Raw genomic sequence first — 16552 nt, 5'->3', positions numbered from 1 at the left:
GATCGACGGACAACGAAAAAGGCCGGGCAATGTGCCCGGCCTTTTAGCTCGACGAACCGGGTTTCACTCCGCCGGCGGCGGCAGGAACATCACTTCGTGGCGCGCGGACAGCGCGACCACTTCCTCGGGCTTCTGTTCCTTCATCGAATGAATCGCCCAGAACAGGTCGTAGAGCTTGCGCGTCGGCGACACCCAGAAGAAGCACTTCACCGTCTGGTCCTGCTTGTTGAAGATGCCGTGCGGCAGCCCCATCGGCAGGCGAATGACGTCGCCGGCGGTGGCGATGAAGTCCTTGCCGTCGAGCATCAGGTCGAGCCGGCCTTCGAACAGATAGATGAACTCGTCCTGCGTCGGGTGGATGTGCGGCGGGACGAAGGTGCCGGGCGGAAATGTCGCATGCCAGGAGAACGAGCTCTCGCACAATGTCTTCGGCACATAGGTCTGGCCGAGAATATTCCAGCTGATCCCCTCGATGCCGGTGCCGGCCTTGGTGATCCCTGCGGTCAGCGTCATGTCTTCACTCCGGTTGTTCACATTGGACGGCCCGGGCGCGCGCGCGGCTGCGGCGGCGCGCTGGTCGAGCCATGATTTCAGCGTCGCGGGTAAGATGCCGTGCGGCAACGCGTTCATCCTTTCGAGCGGAACCCAAGCAGCAATTTAGCACGCCCGTATCCGTCCCCGCGACAAACCGTGCATTGCGGTAAATGGCATCAGATTCACCCGCCCATGCTTAAAGATAATGCTTCCCAGGCGAGTTATTTTATACTTAAAATATCCCGGATCCAAGAGCCAGGGTCCAGCAGCCAAGCTCCAGTAGCCAGGACGAACCCGTCCGGGCATAGTTTGGCGGCGCGCCACGGGGGCGAGTTTCGGCGCACAAACCCGGCGCGCGTTTCTCGGGAAGGGGTGGAGCAATGAAAAACAAGTTTTTGATGTCAGCCGCGGCGACTGCACTGATGGTTGCCGGCGTGCAAGGTTTGGCCTTTGCGCAGGAAAAGTTGAAAATCGGCGTCGTGACGACCTTGTCGGGTCCGGCCGCGGTGCTCGGTCAGCAGTTGCGCAACGGCCTGCAGCTCGCGATCAAGGACAATGGCGGCAAGCTGGGCGGCCGCGAGGTCGAACTGATCGTCCAGGACGACGAGCTCAAGCCCGACGTTGCCGTGAGCAAGGCCAAGGCGCTGATCGACCGCGACAAGGTCGACTTCGTCGTCGGTCCGATCTTCTCCAACATCCTCGTCGCCATCATGAAGCCGGTGACGGAAGGCAACGCCTTCCTGATCTCGCCGAACGCCGGCACCTCGAACTTCGCCGGCAAGGACTGCAACCCGAACTTCTTCGTCACCTCCTACCAGAACGACCAGAACCACGAGGTGATGGGCAAATACGCGCAGGATGCGGGCTTCAAGAAGGTCTTCATCATGGCGCCGAACTATCCGGCCGGTAAGGATTCGCTCGCCGGCTTCAAGCGCTTCTACAAGGGCGAGCTCGCCGACGAAGTTTATGTGCCGCTCAACCAGCTCGACTATTCGGCCGAGCTGTCGCGCATCCAGGCCTCGGGGGCCGACGCGGTGTTCGTGTTCCTGCCCGGCGGCATGGGCGTGAACTTCGTCAAGCAGTTCCGCCAGGCCGGCCTCGCCGACAAGGTCAAGTTCCTGTCCGCCTTCACCGTCGATGAATCGACGTTGCCGGCGCAGAAGGAGGCCGCGCTCGGCTTCTTCGGCGGCGCCAACTGGGCGCCCGACCTCGACAACCCGCAGAACAAGAAGTTCGTCGCCGGCTACGAGAAGGAATACGGCGGCGCGATCCCGGCGACCTACGCCTTCCAGGCCTATGACGCGGGCCTGCTGATCGACGGCGCGCTGAAGGCGACCGGTGGCAAGACCGACAACAAGGACGCGCTGCGCGCGGCCCTGATGAAGGCGCCGTTCACCTCGCTGCGCGGCAAGTTCAAGTTCAACACCAATCACTACCCGATCCAGGACTTCTACCAGGTGAAGGTGGTGCAGGTCGGCGACAAGTTCGCCACCTCGATCGACAAGAAGGTGTTCACGGATTACGCGGATCCGCACGCCAAGGATTGCAAGATGAAGTAGCTCTGCTTGGCCACCCTCTTCCCCTGCTTATGGGGAGAGGGTGGCGAGCACCTGTTAAAGTGCGAGCCGGGTGAGGGGCTGTCGCCGATCAAGATGAATCGCCCCTCACCCGCCTCGCTCGCTAAAGCTCGCTCGGCACCCTCTCCCCGCTGCGCCGGGCGAGGGAAAAGACAACGCGAACCGATATGAGCTTCACCCTCCTCCTCATCCAGACACTGAACGGCCTGCAGTTCGGCGTGCTGCTGTTCCTGATCGCCGCCGGGCTGACGCTGGTGTTCGGCGTCATGGACTTCATCAACCTCGCGCACGGCGTCCAGTACATGCTGGGCGCCTATCTGGCGGTGATGTTCTACGCGTGGACCGGCTCGTTCGTGCTGGCGCTGATCCTGGCGCTGCTCGCCGCGCTGGCCTTCGGGCTGCTGCTCGAATTCACCGTCTTCCGCCAGCTCTATGATCGCGATCATCTCGAGCAGGTGATCGCGACCTTCGGCATCATCATCTTCCTGAACCAGGGCGTGAAGGTGGTATGGGGCGCCGCGCCGCTCAACCTGCCGATCCCCGATGGCCTCGCCGGCGTCGTGACGTTGATGCCGGGGCTGACCTATCCGGTGTGGCGGCTGGTCATCATCGCCTCCGGCCTTATCGTCGCTCTCATCCTCTATTTCCTCGTCAGCCAGACCCGCGTCGGCATGCTGGTGCGCGCCGGCGCGACCCATGCCCGCATCGTCTCGGCGCTCGGCGTCGATATCCGCCGCCTGTTCATGATCGTGTTCGGCTTCGGCACCATGCTCGCCGCCTTCGCCGGCGTCATGATCGCGCCGATCCTGTCGGTCGAGCCCGGCATGGGCGACAGCGTGCTGATCCTCGCCTTCGTCGTCATCGTCATCGGCGGCATCGGCTCGATGCGCGGCGCCTTCATCGCCGCGCTGCTGATCGGTCTGGTCGATACGCTCGGCCGCTCCTTCATGATCGACATTCTGCGCCTGGTGATGCCGCCGTCGCCGGCGCGCACCGTCGGCCCGGCCATCGCCTCGATGCTGATCTACGTGCTGATGGCGCTGGTGCTGTATTTCCGGCCCGCCGGCCTGTTCCCGGCCAAGGGACGTTCGTGATGACCAGCCTCGCCGCCGACAAGCCGGTGCCGCGCGCGGCGCGCTTCAACGTCGGCGTCGCCCTGATGTTCGCCGTGCTGGCCTTGGTGCCGTTCGCCGCCGCCTTCGGCCCGGAAAGCTATGTGCTCGGCCTCGTCACCCGCGTCATGGTCTTCGCCATCGCGGCGCTGGCGGTCGATTTCCTCTGCGGCTTCGGCGGCCTCGTCACCTTCGGTCACGCCGCCTTCGTCGGCCTCGGCGCCTACACGGTGGCGATCGCCGGCGCGCACGGCGTCACCGACATGACCGTCACGCTGCCGCTGGCGTTGATCGTCAGCGCCGCCTTCGCGTACGTCACCGGCACGATCTGCCTGCGCACCAACGGCGTCTATTTCATCATGATCACGCTGGCGTTCGGACAGATGGCCTATTTCATCGCCGGCTCGCTGGCGCCCTATGGCGGCGACGACGGCATCACGCTGCCGACGCGCTCGACCTTGTTCGGCCTTGCCGTATTCGGCAATGACCGCGCGCTCTATTACGCGACGCTCGGCTTCCTCGTCGCGTCCTACCTGCTGTGCCGCGCCGTGGTCTATTCGCGCTTCGGCCGCGTCTTTCGCGGCGCGCGCGAGAACCCGACGCGCATGGCGACCATCGGTTACGACGTGTTCCGCTACCAGCGCGTCGGCTACGTGATCGCCGGCAGCCTCGGCGGCCTGGCCGGCTTCCTGCTCGCCAACGCGGCGGAGTTCGTCAGCCCGGCCTATATGTCGTGGCAGCGCTCGGGCGAACTGATCATCATGGTGCTGTTCGGCGGCCTCGGCACCCTGTACGGCGCCATCGTCGGCGCCGCCTCCTATCTGCTGCTGGAGGAAGGCCTCGCCGGCCTCACCGAAAACTGGAAGCTGATCTTCGGCCCGCTGCTGGTGATCATCGTGCTGTTCGCGCGCGGCGGCCTGGTCGGCCTCGCGGCCTCGGTCAGGGCGAGGTTCTCCCGTGACTGAAGCGGTGCTGCTGATCGAGAACCTGCGCAAGAGCTTCGGCGGCCTCGTCGTCACCGACGGCGTCACGCTCGAAATCGGTCCGGGCGAACTGCATGCCGTCATCGGCCCGAACGGCGCCGGCAAGACGACGCTGATCCATCAGGTCTCTGGCACGTTGACGCCGGACGACGGCCGCATCCTGCTCAACGGCACCGACATCCTGCCATTGCCGCCTTACGAACGCGCCAAACTCGGGCTGGCGCGCTCGTTCCAGATCACTTCGGTGCTGCCGCGCTTTTCGGCGCTGGAGAATGTCGCGCTGGCGGTGCAGGCGCGCAGCGGCTCGAGCTACAGCTTCCTGCGGCCGGCCGCCGCCGAGGCCGCGCTGAATGACGAGGCCATGGCGGCGCTCGCCGAGGTTGGCCTCGAGCATCGCGCCGATATCGTCGCCGCGCACCTGTCGCACGGCGAAAAGCGCGCGCTGGAGCTGGCGATTGCGCTGGCGCTCGAACCCAAATTGCTGCTGCTCGACGAGCCGATGGCCGGCACCGGCCCCGAGGAGTCCGAGCGCATCGTCACGGTGCTGAAGAAGCTCAAGGGCCGCTTCGCCATGCTGCTGGTCGAGCATGACATGAACGCGGTGTTCGCGCTGGCCGACCGCATTTCAGTGCTGACTTACGGCCGCGTGCTGGCGAGCGGCGAGCCGGATGCCGTGCGCAACGACCGCGCGGTAACCGAAGCCTATCTCGGCGAGGAGCTGGAATAATGCTCCAGGTCGAGAACCTCGCCGCCGCCTACGGCCCCGCCCAGGTGCTGTTCGATATTTCCTTCGCCGTGAACGACGGCGAAGTGGTGACACTGATCGGCCGCAACGGCATGGGCAAGACGACGACGATCTTCGCGCTGATGGGGCTGGTGCCGCCGTTGTCGGGACATGCCCGCTTCAACGGCAAATCGCTGATCGGCCTGCCGCCTTATTCGATCGCGCAGGCCGGCATCGGCCTCGTGCCGGAAGGCCGCCAGATCTTCCCGACGCTGACGGTCGAAGAGAACCTGATCGCCACCAACGCCGCCCGCTTCGGCAAGGCGCAGTGGACGCTGGAGCGGGTCTATCAATTCTTCCCGTCGCTCGCGGCGCGCACGACCAACATGGGCAACCAGTTGTCCGGCGGCGAGCAGCAGATGCTGGCGATCGGCCGCGCGCTGATGACCAATCCCAAACTCCTGATCCTCGACGAGGCCACCGAGGGTCTCGCGCCGAAAATCAGAGCCGAGATCTGGAATTGCCTGTCGCTGCTGAAGAAGGAAGGCCAGGCCATTCTCGTCGTCGACAAGCACCTCAACGCGCTGATGAAGATCGCCGACCGCCATGTCGTGGTCGAAAAAGGCCGCGTGATGTGGACCGGCACTTCGGCCGAACTCGGCGCCGACGCCAGCGTGCGGCAGAGATATTTGCAGGTTTAACTCTCGCTCAGCTCACCCCCGCGGATGCGAGGGGTCCAGTCTTTATCGTGTGGATGGCGTTTGCCGCTTAGTCTGGGTCCCCGCTTCCGCGGGGACGAGCGGACATTTGTACAAGTTTAAAGCCCCGCCAGCTCCGCCATGCCGTCGGCAAAAGCGACTTTCGGCGACCAGCCAAGCTCGCGCCTCAGCCGCGATGAATCGGCGGTGATGTGCCGCACATCGCCAAGGCGATAGCCGCCGGTAACGATCGGCAGCGGGCCTTTCAGCGCCTGCGCCAAAGCCAGCGCCATGTCGCCGACACTACGCGGCGTGCCGGAGCCTACATTGAAGGCGCGCACGCCGCTCTCGTGCTTCTCGGCCGCATCGACGGTCGCGGCGGCGACGTCGCGGACATGCACGAAATCGCGGCGCATGCGGCCGTCCTCGAACACGCTCGGCGCCTCACCGTTCTTGAGCGCGGAGGTGAAGATCGCGGCGACCCCGGCATAGGGCGTGTCGCGCGGCATGCCGGGACCGTAGACATTGTGATAGCGCAGTGCCGCGACCGAGCCGCCGGTGACGCGCGCCCAGTTCGACGCATAATATTCCTGCGCAAGCTTGCTGGTGGCGTAGGCGTTGCGCGGATCGAACGGCGTATCCTCGGTGACCAGCGCCGGCTTCAGCGGCTTGCCGCACAGCGGACACGGCGGCTCGAAATTCTTGTTCTTAAGTTCGGATTCGATCCGCGGCCCGGGCCGCACCTCGCCATGCTCGTCGCACAGGCCGACGCCCTCGCCATAGACGACCATCGAACTTGCCAGTGTCAGCCGCGTGATCCGGGCGCGCGCCATGCCGGCAAGAATCTCGGCGGCGCCGACATCGTTCGACGAAGCGTAATCCGGCAGGTCGCTGACGGCGACACCGAGACCGACCTTGGCCGCAAGATGCAGGACCGCGTCGATGCCCTTGAGCGCGCGATCGACGGCGCCGGCATCGCGCACGTCGGCGACTACGAGTTCCGCGCCGTCGAGCGGCGCGGTCTTGCCATCGGCGTGAACGTCGGGCCGCAGCGAATCCAGCACGCGCACGTCATGACCGCGCGCCAGCAATTCGCGAAGCACGTGCCGGCCGATGAACCCGGCGCCACCGGTCAGGAGAACATGCATGGTGTTCAGACCTTCTCGCCGCGCAGATGCAATTGCCGCGGCGGATCGCGTCGCAGCGTCGCCGCCAGACGCAGGAATGTGGTGGTAATCTTCCACGCCGCCTTGAGCCCGGCCATCAGATTGCCGGACACCTTGGAAACGCCGCCCTGACGGCAGCGGTGATCGACCGGCACTTCGAGGATGCGCCAGCCCGCGGCAGCGGCACGCATCTGCATTTCGAGATTCCAGCCATAGGTCATTTCCTGCATGCCCAACCCGCGCAGTCGATCCACGCGCAGCGCTCGGAACGGCGACATGTCGGTGAAGCGCGCGCCATAGGTCATGCGCAGCAGCAGGCCGGCAAGCCAGCCGGCGAGAACCTGCTGCGGCGTCATGCTGCCGTCTTCGCGCTTGCCCTTGAGCCGCGAGCCCATGACGAAGTCGGCGCGATTGTCGGCAATCGGGCCGACCACGTCGGTCATGAAAGCCGGCACGTCGCTGCCGTCGCCGTCGAGAAAGCAGATGATCTCGGTGCGTGCGGACAAGGCGGCAACACCCGCGGCGCAGGCGCGGCCATAGCCGCGCACCGGCTCGGCGATCACGCGGGCGCCCGCTTCCACGGCCCGCGCCGCGGTTCGATCGGTCGAGCCGTTATCGACCACAATCACCTCATCGACCCCCTGCGCCAGAACCTCGCGCACGACGTCGGCGATCGGCTCCTCCTCGTTGAGGCAAGGAATAACGACGCTGACGAAGGCTTCCCCCGATCCCAGCCGCATGGCATCAAGCCCGCAGCAGCGCGCTTTGCCGCTCGCGCACGAACCGTGCGGTGGCGGGTGCCGCCGCGCCGCTCAGGCCGGGTTCGGCAAAGGAAGGCGCCACGCCGCGCAAGACTTCGTCTTCCAGCATGGCGTAGGACTCGGCGTCGTCGACATCGTACCAGCCCGGCACGTTGACCACCGGCAGATCGATCTCGCGCGCGCGGGCTAGAGTGAGGTCGTACACCTCCGGCGTGCTCCACGGCATGTTGTCGAACAGCCGCGCATGCGGCTGCGACAGGCCGACCAGCGTGTAGCCGCCGTCCAAAGCGGGACTGAGCACGACATTGTCGCCCTGCCTCACCGCATCGACCGCCTGGCGCAGGATCGATTTGGGCAAGGTCGGCGAATCCGAATTGACCAGAATGGCGCCGCCGAAGCCGGCATCGATCAGGTCGGCCGTGCCCTTCAACAGACGTGCGCCGAGATCGCCGTCGCCCTGCAGCATGAAATGAAAGCCCTCGGGCAGCAGGCGGCGCAGCGCCGGCTCGGTGCCGAACGGCGTATAGACCGCGGCAGCGGCGGCGTCGCCGTCAGCGGCGAGCGAGCCGATGGTCTGCCCCAGGTCGCGGATGAAGCAGGCGGATATCGCCGCGCATTCCTCCGGCGCGAGCGGCGGCGACAGCCGCGTCTTCGACTTGCCGGGCATTGGCGTCTTGCAAATGATGGCAACGGCAATGGGCTTCATGGGTCAAACAGCCATGGTGAGTGCACGGGTTAAATCGAAATACAATTCATCGACATCTTCGAGTCCGACCGACAGGCGCAACAGATCGGCCGGACACGGCGAACCTTCGCCCTCGATCGAAGCGCGATGTTCGATCAGGCTTTCGACGCCGCCGAGCGAGGTGGCGCGTTTCCATAGCTCGACGCAGGCGGCCACAGCAATCGCCGCCTTCTCGCCCTTGGCGACACGCAGCGACAGCATGCCGCCGAAACCGCCCGACATCTGCCGCATGGCGACCTCGTGGCCGGGATGCGTCGGCAGACCGGGATAGAGCACCGCCGCGACCGCCGGATGCGTCTGCAAACGAGTCGCCAGAATGAGCGCCGACTTCGACTGGGTGCGGACACGCAGATCGAGCGTGCGCATGCCGCGCGTCAGCAGCCAGGCATCGAACGGGCTGAGCGCCTGTCCGAGTTGGCCGCGATTCTTGGCGACGCGCCGCCACAGCGGCGTCTCACGCGCGCAAGCCAGCGCGCCGGCGATGACGTCGGAATGGCCGTTGAGATATTTGGTCGCCGAATGCATGACGATGTCGGCGCCGAGCGCCAGCGGCCGCGTCAGGATCGGCGTCGCCACCGTGGAGTCGACGCACAGGATGGCGTCCGCGGCGTGCGCGATCTCCGCCACCGCGGCGATGTCCGTCACCGTCCAGGTCGGGTTGCTCGGCGTTTCGATCCAGAGCAATCCGGTGCGCCCCGGCACAACGGCTTCGCGCACCGCGTCGAGATTGGACGTATCGACGAAGGTGACGCGATGGCCATAGCGCTCGACGTCGCGCAGCCAGGAGCGAAAGCCCCAGTACATCACCTGTGAGGCGACAATATGAGTGGGCTTCTCGAGGCCGAGAATGACCGAGGTCGCCGCCGCCATGCCTGAGCCGAACAGCAGCGCCTGTTCGGCACCTTCCAGCGCGGCGATCAACTGCTCGGCCTGCTGCACCGAGACATTGTCGGTATGTCCGTACACATGACCCGAGCGATAGCCGTTATCGGAATCGCGCAGGTATGTAGTGGTCATGTGAATGGGCGGCACAATACCTTTGGTGACGGGCTCGTGAAAGCCGACGCCCTGAGCGACCAAGGTGCGCGCGCTCAATCTGGCTCTGGTCAGGTCGTCCATGAGAGCTACAACCATGCTGCGCCGCGGCAGTTCCAGGGAATCTTCTTCTACCGGCGGCCGAGGGCGATAAGGGCTTTTTCGTGAAGTCCGATCGGCGCGCCATCCGATGAAGTCCAGGTGGGCGCGCTGGCGAAGTCGTCGCGGGTGAATTCGAGCGCATCGAGTTGCCGGCCCAGAATGGCCACCGACTTGATCGGCACCGCGACCAGACGCTTGCCCCAGTCGGCATGCAGCCAGCCGAACCAGGCGCTGTAGGGCACGATGAGATCGATCTCGCCGTCGCTCCGGCGCACCACGCTTTTGACGTAGCCGATCGTCGAATCGTCAAAATCGAGAACCGGCAATCCGATCAGGTCACCGACCTGCACCGGCTGCGGAAAGCGCCGCTCGAATTTCTGGTCGAGCGTCGGCTCGTCGTCACTGTCTTTGTTCTGCGCGTCCTGCCGCGGCGGCTGCGGGCCGCCGGATGCGACGCGCACGAGACCGTCACCCGCCGGCGCAGCCGCCGTCATCGCGAGAAGCGGCAGCGCCGCGAGCGCGGCAAACATTAGCATCCGATTAAACAATCGCACGGTGCGTCCTCGAATAACATGCGCGTGACTTGGGCCGTTACACGAAGTCGTGTGTTGCACGTCAAAAGTCATTTCCGTTCTATGCCGCGAACAAATCGCCGGGGAAAATGAGCCCCTGACAAGGCCGCAACTTCATGAGCAACAGCTTCACGGTCAAATCAACTCGACGTCATCGTTTACACCCCGCGGGCCTGCGCGCGATGCATTGGCTCAACGCGCTGGCGATGGTCCTGCTCATCATGAGCGGCTGGAAGATTTACAACGACGAGGTGCTATTCGGCTGGCTGCACTTTCCCGACGCGCTGACGCTCGGCGTCTGGGCCCAGCACGGCCTGCAGTGGCATTTCTTCGCCATGTGGATCCTGATGGTGAACGGCCTCATCTATCTCGCCTACGGTTTTGCCAGCGGCCGCTTCCGCCGCAAGCTGGTACCGATAAGGCCGGCCGAGGTCGTCGCCGAGGTGCGCAAGGCGCTCGCCTTCAAGCTCGCGCATGACGACATCACGCACTACAACGCCGTGCAGAAGCTGCTCTACGTCGGCGTCATCCTGGTGATCGTGCTGCAGGTCGTCACCGGCTGGCTGCTGTGGAAGCCGATCCAGTTCTCCGAGGCGCTGGCGCTGTTCGGCGGCTTCCAGGCGGTGCGGCTCATTCACTTCATCGGCATGGCGGCGATCGTCGGCTTCCTCGTCGTCCACGTCGCGCTGGCGCTGCTGGTGCCGAAGACGATCGGCGCCATGGTCACCGGCGGCCCGCTGGTCGACGATACAGCGCCCGACGCCGTACCGGCCGAATAAAGGATCAGCGACATGGCCCGTTCCCCCTCGCCGTCGATCTTCCGCCCCAAGCAGGGCGTCGATCAGAGCGTCATGGACGAGAACCGCAAGCTGGTGCGCGACATCAACCGCCGCAACCTGCTGCGCGGCACGTTGAGCCTCGGCGCCCTGACCATGCTCACCGGCTGCACCGTCAGCGACACCGACACGGTGCAGAGCTTCCTGCGCACCATCTCGGCGTTCAACGACAAGGTGCAGGAGGCGATCTTCCGGCCCCACCATCTGGCGCCGACCTACCGCGAAGATCAGGTGGTGAAGCCGCCGCGCTTCAATGCCTATTACGACGTCGAGGACGTCAAGCCGGTCGATGGCGCGTCGTGGAAGCTCGAACTTGCCGGACTCATCCAGGACAAGCGGCCGTGGACGGCACAGCAGATCTATCAGCTGCCCGAGGAGGAACTGATCGTCCGCCACATCTGCGTCGAAGGCTGGGACTATATCGGCCAGTGGTCGGGCGTGAACCTGGGCCAGTTCCTCAAGCGCATCGGCGCCGACACCACGGCGAAATACGTGTCGTTCAAATGCGCCGACGACTACACCGAGACGCTCGACATGGCGACGGCGCTGCATCCGCAGACTATCCTCGCCACCAAATACGCCCGCGAGCCGATCACCGATCCGTTCGGCTTTCCGTTGCGGCTGCGCAGCGCCACCAAGCTCGGCTTCAAGAACGCCAAATGGATCACCGCCATGGAGGTGACCAACACCTTCATCCCGACCTTCTGGTCGAAGCAGGGCTTCAACTGGTTCGCCGGGATCTAGCGCGCCGCGCGCCGGTAGATGCGCCAGGCCGGGGTCTCCTCGACCATCCGATACAGCGCGCTCGCCGCGAACGGATCGCGCATCCAGGCGCCGTCGCTCGGCGCCACCACCGCGGTGTCGCAATGATAGCGCGTTGCCAGGTGCTCGATGTCGCCCGGTTCGGGGCTGCCGGCGAATACCCGCTTGAACAAGGTGTCGGCGGTGTCGACGCCGGCCTGCGACAGCGCCGAGAACGGCCGCACCAGATCACGCCCGGCGAAGCACGAACGGCGGTCCGCCAGCAGCGCCCATGAAATATTGACCGGCCACGGTGTCGCCTTGTCGAGATAATCCGGGTTGTTGGCGATGCGCTCGCCCGGCGGCGTGACGCGGCGCACCGCGCGCCACAGCGCCTGCGAACCGGCCAGGGCCGGGCTCGACGCATTGGCCGCGACCACGACGTTGCCGTAACCGAAGCGCAGGCCGTCAACGAGGCCGACCGCGATCAGCGCCAGCGCGGCGGCCAGCATGACGGGCCGCGCTTTCGCTTCAAGCCGCGCCAGCCCGGCAGCGGCGACGACCATCAGGATCAGCACCGCCGGCAGCACCGCGCGCCAGCCGAGATCGTTGTTGTCGCCCAAGGTGCTGACCAGCAGCCAGCCGCAGATCAGGCTCATCCATGCGCCGAGCGCGAAAGCCAGCGTCGCATCGCGATGACCGAGCGGCAGGTTGCGGTCGCGGAGCAGGATGATCAGGCCGCCGATGCCGGCGAAATAGATCGCCGGGAATTCGACCGGCAGATAGATCAGCCAGTAGGCCAGCAGATTGCCGAAGGATCCGATCGCATCGAATACGCCGTCGTTGAGCACCTGCACGGCGGCGACCGTGACCGGCGCACCTTCGTTGCGCAGCGCGGTCATATGCGACTGGTCGTAGAGAAACGGCGCGATCAGCGCCAATGCGATAAAGGCCGCGGCGACTAAATGGATGATGATGCGCAGCCGCAGCGCCGGCGCCGCGCGCCACAGCATGGTCAGCGCCACCGGCGCCGCCATCAGCGGAAACGCAATGCCGCCGATCCAGGTCGAGCTCTCGAAGCCGGCCGCCATCGTCAGGCCGAACAGGACGGTCACCAGCCATCGCGGCCGTTCGATCGCGGCCAGCAGCAGAAGCAGCGCCAGCACGGCGGTGAGCGCCGCCATCGTGTGCTGCGGCGCCCACGACGTCTGGAACAGGAAGCCGCCGAGGCCGGATTGGTAACCGGCAAACTGCTCGACCTCGTCGGTCGCGAGGATGAACTCGAGCACCGGCCGCGCCGAAGCGGTAAGCGACAGCAGCGCGATCCACAGCGCGGCGCTGGCGCGCCCGCTCAGCCACATCGCCAGGCCGGCCATCGCCATGATGGCGGCAAAGCCGGTGAAGGCGCTCATGCCGGCGTCGGTCGCCCAGCCCGGCAGGCCGGTCAGCACCGACAGCTCGGCGGCGCTGAAGTGCCATAGATAATAATAAGACAGCCGCGCCGGCCCCTCGCCGCCATAGAACGGATTGCCGGGCGGCACGCCAAGCCGCGCCATCTCGTCGATCATCGCGATCTTGGAATGATCGAAGATCGGCGCCGCGAGCGTCACGCCCTGGCTTGAGACTTTCGGCAGATCGACCGCCATGAAATCGAAGGCGATCAGCACCGCGCCGCCAAACACAATAACGAGCAGCCACCACGGCAGCGGCGGACCGTCCTTCGACATCGCGGGCCGCTGCCGCGCCAGTGCCAGCGCTGCGGCGATGAGCGGCACGGCGAAGACGGCGACCACCGTGACGCGGTTGAAACCGATGACAAAGCACAGCGGCAGCGCCAGCGCCGAATGCGCCGCCCAGCCCAGCGCCGGGGCGAGCCACGGCACCAGCGGCCGCATGACGACGCGCTGCGCCAGCGGCAGGCCGATCAGCCCGTACAGGGCGAGCGCCAGGCAGGCGCAAATCAGAGCGTGGGTGAATGAGATCATTGACGCCCGGTGCCGCAGGAAAGCCGGCCCTGCGTAGCATGCCGCAGCCGCCGCCGACACCCGGGGCCGATCACGGCTGCGCCATCCGCGTGCCGCCCTTGCGCTTCACCGCGGCGCCCCGCAATCTGCGCCGCAACCATCTGAACACCGAGGATCATGCGATGAATGACGGCGAAGTGCGGCTGACCCGCGAGGGCAATGTGGCGACGATCCTGTTCGATCGGCCGCAGGCCCGCAACGCGATGACCTGGAGCATGTATGAAGGGCTCGCGAGCGCCTGCGCCGAGCTGGCGCGCGACACCAGCATTCGCGTCGCCGTGCTGCGCGGCGCCGGCGGCAAGGCCTTCATTGCCGGCACCGACATCGCCCAGTTCCTCGAATTCTCAAAACCCGAGCAAGGCTCCGCCTATGAAGAGAAGATGGAGCGTTATCTCACCGCGCTGGAATCGCTGCCGATGCCGACGCTCGCCGTGGTCGAAGGCTGGGCCATCGGCGGCGGTCTGGCGATCGCCGCGTGCTGCGACCTGCGCATCGCCACGCCCGGGTCGAAATTCGGCGTGCCGATCGCGCGAACACTGGGCAATTGCCTGTCGGTTGCCAATTACGCGCGGCTGGTCGCCGGCATCGGTGCGGCGCGCACCAAGCGCATGATGCTGCTGGCGGAAAATGTCTCGGCGGAAGACGCCATGGCCGCCGGCTTCATCATGGATGTCGTCGAGCCCGCGACGCTCGACGAGCGCATCGGAGCGATCTGCACACAGCTTGCCGGCCACGCGCCGGTGACCATGCGCGTCACCAAGGAAGCGATCCGCCGCTTGCAGAATGCCGGACTGCCCGACGGCGACGATCTGGTCCGCGCCGCCTATGGCAGCGAGGACTTCCGCGAAGGCGTCAAGGCGTTCGTCGAAAAGCGGCCGCCACGATGGCAGGGCCGCTAGGCCGCCGCGCGTTTTTACAGCTTGTTGAAGTTGCGCCGGGTCGCTTCGTCGGCGGCCCGCTGCTGCGTTCCGCGGCGTCCGCCCCGCATGACGGCAAACATAAGCGCGCCCAGCAGCACCACCGCTCCGACGCCCCACATTAGTTCCTGAAGTCCCATGATCTCGCCCTGTTCGATTTACTGAGTGCCGGTGGCGGTTATGCGCCACACGGTGTTGCCGACATCGTCGGCGACCAGCAACGCGCCGGTCTTGTCGACGGCGACGCCGACCGGCCGGCCCCGCGCCTCACCTTTGTCGTTGAGGAAGCCGGTGACCACGTCTTCGGCCTTGCCGGAGGGTGTGCCGTTCGCGAACGGCACATACACCACCTTGTAGCCGTTGAAGTGATCGCGGTTCCAGCTGCCGTGCTCGCCGACGAAAGCACCGCCGCGATACTTCTGCGGCAACGCATCGCCCGTATAAAAGGTCATGCCGAGCGGTGCGACATGTGAGCTCAGCGCGTAATCCGGCGGAATGGCCTTGGCGACCAGATCCGGCCGCTGCGGCATCACGCGCGGATCGAGATGCTGACCGTAATAGCTGTAGGGCCAGCCGTAGAACGCGCCGTCCTTCACCGAGGTCATGTAATCGGGCACGAGATTGGGGCCGAGTTCGTCGCGCTCGTTGACGACCGCCCAGAGTGCGCCGCTTTGCGGCTGGAAACTCAGGCCGTTCGGATTGCGCAAGCCACTGGCGAAGATGCGCCAGCGTCCGGAAGCGCGATCGACCTGCCAGATGGCGGCGCGATTCTTCTCCGCCTCGATGCCGTTCTCGGTGATGTTGCTGTTCGATCCGACGCCGACATAGAGCAGATTGCCGTCGGGGCTCGCCACCAGGCTCTTGGTCCAGTGATGGTCGATCGGTCCGCCCGGCAGGTCGAGAAAGCGCTCACCCGGTGACGTGATCTTGGTGTCACCTTCCGTATAGGTGTAGTGCATGATCGCGTCGGTATTGGCGACGTAGAGATCGGAGCCGACCAGCGCGACGCCGAACGGCGAGTATAGATGGTCGAGGAAAACGCTGCGCGTTTCCGGCTTGCCGTCGCCGTTGGTGTCACGCAGCAGCGTGATGCGGTTGCTCGGCCCGCTGCCGCTGCCGCCGCCGGACGTCACCATCGCCTGAACGATGCCCATGACCAGGTCTTTCGGCCGCTTGATCGGGTCGAGCGCGGGCGATTTCGATTCCACCACCAGGATGTCGCCATTCGGCAGGACGTAGATCGAGCGCGGATGCTGCAGCCCGGTCGCCAGCGCTTCGATCTTGAGGCCCGGCGCCACCGTCGGCGTTTCGCCGTCCTTCCAGCCGACCACCTTGGCCAGGTGCATCGACGGCAGCAGAGACTGCTGCGGCTCGGGCAGTTTCGGATTGGAGCCGATCTGCGTCGACGTATCGAACGGCGCTTCCTCGGAAGCAGCGAGAGCCCCCGTGGCGCCGCAAAGCACCAGCGCGCCGGCAAGCCATGTCATCGTTGTCCTGCTGATCATGGCGCGACTCCAACCTGCTGAACTGCAATCCGCTCGCGATACATCGCTGCACGTCCCATCCAGCCTGCGACCAGGACGAGGACAGCGACGATCGCCGACAGGACGAGGCCCCACGGCACGACCGAGGTCCACGCATCGTGCGTGTGAACGAGCATGTTGACGTTGGCGAGCGCGAGCGCGACCACCTGGGCGATCGCACAGGGCCACGGCGGCAACTGCGCGCGGACGAACGGGCCTCTAAGCAGATCGACGACCCAGACGACCAGCGCGACGAAACCGAAGATCACGCCTGTGGTGACGAGCCAGGCGGAGAAATCCGCCCACATCATTTCAGCGGTTTTCCAGTACGCGAGATCGGTCAGGAGAGTTGCTATGAAGCAAACGGTCGGGACGGCAAGCGCCACCGGAAAGAACGGATAGCGGATACCGACCGCGGTTCGCGGCCTTGTTTCTGACATCTGGATATCCTCGGCCGCCCCTGGATGAACGAACGGCTCGCCGCACGGATTGTTCCGAGGCC

The 16552-nt window shown here is 65.6% G+C and carries 18 protein-coding genes; 8 read left to right on the top strand and 10 right to left on the bottom strand.

The window, feature by feature from the left end; genetic code table 11:
- Positions 1-63: 63 nt before the first annotated feature.
- Positions 64-513: a cupin domain-containing protein gene (locus ASD45_RS00720; protein ID WP_056912512.1), complete on the bottom strand. Its 450-nt coding sequence runs from the start codon at positions 511-513 to the stop codon at positions 64-66.
- Positions 514-932: 419 nt separating this feature from the next.
- Here ASD45_RS00720 and ASD45_RS00715 point away from each other — a divergent pair, with 419 nt between their 5' ends.
- The 5 genes from ASD45_RS00715 (at position 933) to ASD45_RS00695 (ending at position 5631) form a co-directional block, all read left to right on the top strand.
- The gene (locus ASD45_RS00715) at positions 933-2093 is read left to right on the top strand and encodes an ABC transporter substrate-binding protein (RefSeq protein WP_056912511.1); all 1161 of its coding nucleotides are present in this window, start codon (positions 933-935) and stop codon (positions 2091-2093) included.
- A 185-nt stretch (positions 2094-2278) separates the two neighbouring features.
- Positions 2279-3205, top strand: coding sequence for a branched-chain amino acid ABC transporter permease (locus ASD45_RS00710; protein ID WP_056909731.1), 927 nt, complete (start codon positions 2279-2281; stop codon positions 3203-3205).
- Positions 3205-4188 (top strand): branched-chain amino acid ABC transporter permease, encoded by a 984-nt coding sequence (locus tag ASD45_RS00705; RefSeq protein ID WP_056909730.1) that lies wholly within the window; start codon positions 3205-3207, stop codon positions 4186-4188. Before ASD45_RS00710 ends, ASD45_RS00705 begins: the two co-directional genes overlap by 1 nt.
- Positions 4181-4933, top strand: coding sequence for an ABC transporter ATP-binding protein (locus ASD45_RS00700; RefSeq protein WP_056909729.1), 753 nt, complete (start codon positions 4181-4183; stop codon positions 4931-4933). Before ASD45_RS00705 ends, ASD45_RS00700 begins: the two co-directional genes overlap by 8 nt.
- On the top strand, positions 4933-5631 hold the full coding sequence (locus ASD45_RS00695; RefSeq protein WP_056909728.1) for an ABC transporter ATP-binding protein: 699 nt from the start codon (positions 4933-4935) through the stop codon (positions 5629-5631). The genes ASD45_RS00700 and ASD45_RS00695 overlap by 1 nt, the downstream gene beginning before the upstream one ends.
- Positions 5632-5747: 116 nt before the next feature.
- On the opposite strand, the gene ASD45_RS00690 is transcribed toward ASD45_RS00695, so the two are convergent.
- From ASD45_RS00690 to ASD45_RS00670, 5 genes are read right to left on the bottom strand one after another with little or no spacing between them, the layout of a single operon-like run.
- A complete protein-coding gene (locus ASD45_RS00690) occupies positions 5748-6776 on the bottom strand; it encodes an NAD-dependent epimerase/dehydratase family protein (protein WP_056909727.1) in 1029 nt (342 codons plus the stop codon).
- Between the two features lie 5 nt (positions 6777-6781).
- Positions 6782-7534 (bottom strand): glycosyltransferase family 2 protein, encoded by a 753-nt coding sequence (locus ASD45_RS00685; RefSeq protein WP_056909726.1) that lies wholly within the window; start codon positions 7532-7534, stop codon positions 6782-6784.
- Positions 7535-7538: 4 nt separating this feature from the next.
- Positions 7539-8261 (bottom strand): TIGR04282 family arsenosugar biosynthesis glycosyltransferase, encoded by a 723-nt coding sequence (locus tag ASD45_RS00680; protein ID WP_056909725.1) that lies wholly within the window; start codon positions 8259-8261, stop codon positions 7539-7541.
- Positions 8262-8264: 3 nt separating this feature from the next.
- The gene (locus ASD45_RS00675; RefSeq protein ID WP_244485135.1) at positions 8265-9434 is read right to left on the bottom strand and encodes a PLP-dependent aspartate aminotransferase family protein; all 1170 of its coding nucleotides are present in this window, start codon (positions 9432-9434) and stop codon (positions 8265-8267) included.
- A gap of 32 nt (positions 9435-9466) precedes the next feature.
- The gene (locus tag ASD45_RS00670; RefSeq protein ID WP_056909723.1) at positions 9467-9967 is read right to left on the bottom strand and encodes a PRC-barrel domain-containing protein; all 501 of its coding nucleotides are present in this window, start codon (positions 9965-9967) and stop codon (positions 9467-9469) included.
- A gap of 158 nt (positions 9968-10125) precedes the next feature.
- Here ASD45_RS00670 and ASD45_RS00665 point away from each other — a divergent pair, with 158 nt between their 5' ends.
- Together ASD45_RS00665 and ASD45_RS00660 are read left to right on the top strand one after the other, a co-directional pair.
- Entirely contained in the window at positions 10126-10788 is a 663-nt protein-coding gene (locus tag ASD45_RS00665) for a cytochrome b/b6 domain-containing protein (RefSeq protein ID WP_056909722.1), read from the top strand.
- Positions 10789-10800: 12 nt separating this feature from the next.
- A complete protein-coding gene (locus ASD45_RS00660; RefSeq protein WP_056909721.1) occupies positions 10801-11589 on the top strand; it encodes a molybdopterin-dependent oxidoreductase in 789 nt (262 codons plus the stop codon).
- Here ASD45_RS00660 and ASD45_RS00655 read toward each other — a convergent pair.
- Entirely contained in the window at positions 11586-13571 is a 1986-nt protein-coding gene (locus ASD45_RS00655; protein WP_056909720.1) for a hypothetical protein, read from the bottom strand. The genes ASD45_RS00660 and ASD45_RS00655 overlap by 4 nt on opposite strands.
- 161 nt (positions 13572-13732) lie before the next feature.
- On the opposite strand from ASD45_RS00655, the gene ASD45_RS00650 reads away from it, so the two are divergent.
- Complete coding sequence (locus ASD45_RS00650) at positions 13733-14509, top strand: enoyl-CoA hydratase/isomerase family protein (RefSeq protein WP_056912510.1); 777 nt, start codon at positions 13733-13735, stop codon at positions 14507-14509.
- Positions 14510-14523: 14 nt separating this feature from the next.
- On the opposite strand, the gene ASD45_RS23235 is transcribed toward ASD45_RS00650, so the two are convergent.
- The 3 genes from ASD45_RS23235 to ASD45_RS00640 are packed head-to-tail and all read right to left on the bottom strand — an operon-like array spanning position 14524 to position 16490.
- Positions 14524-14667, bottom strand: coding sequence for a hypothetical protein (locus ASD45_RS23235; protein WP_156380654.1), 144 nt, complete (start codon positions 14665-14667; stop codon positions 14524-14526).
- Positions 14668-14685: 18 nt separating this feature from the next.
- On the bottom strand, positions 14686-16032 hold the full coding sequence (locus tag ASD45_RS00645) for a sorbosone dehydrogenase family protein (protein WP_244485132.1): 1347 nt from the start codon (positions 16030-16032) through the stop codon (positions 14686-14688).
- Positions 16029-16490, bottom strand: a complete 462-nt coding sequence (locus ASD45_RS00640; protein ID WP_056909718.1) for a DUF2231 domain-containing protein — start codon at positions 16488-16490, stop codon at positions 16029-16031. The genes ASD45_RS00645 and ASD45_RS00640 overlap by 4 nt, the downstream gene beginning before the upstream one ends.
- Positions 16491-16552: the final 62 nt, after the last annotated feature.

It is taken from the genome of Pseudolabrys sp. Root1462, from assembly GCF_001426945.1.
In the GTDB taxonomy this organism is placed as follows: domain Bacteria; phylum Pseudomonadota; class Alphaproteobacteria; order Rhizobiales; family Xanthobacteraceae; genus Pseudolabrys.
This window is presented reverse-complemented; position numbering and strand designations above follow the sequence as displayed.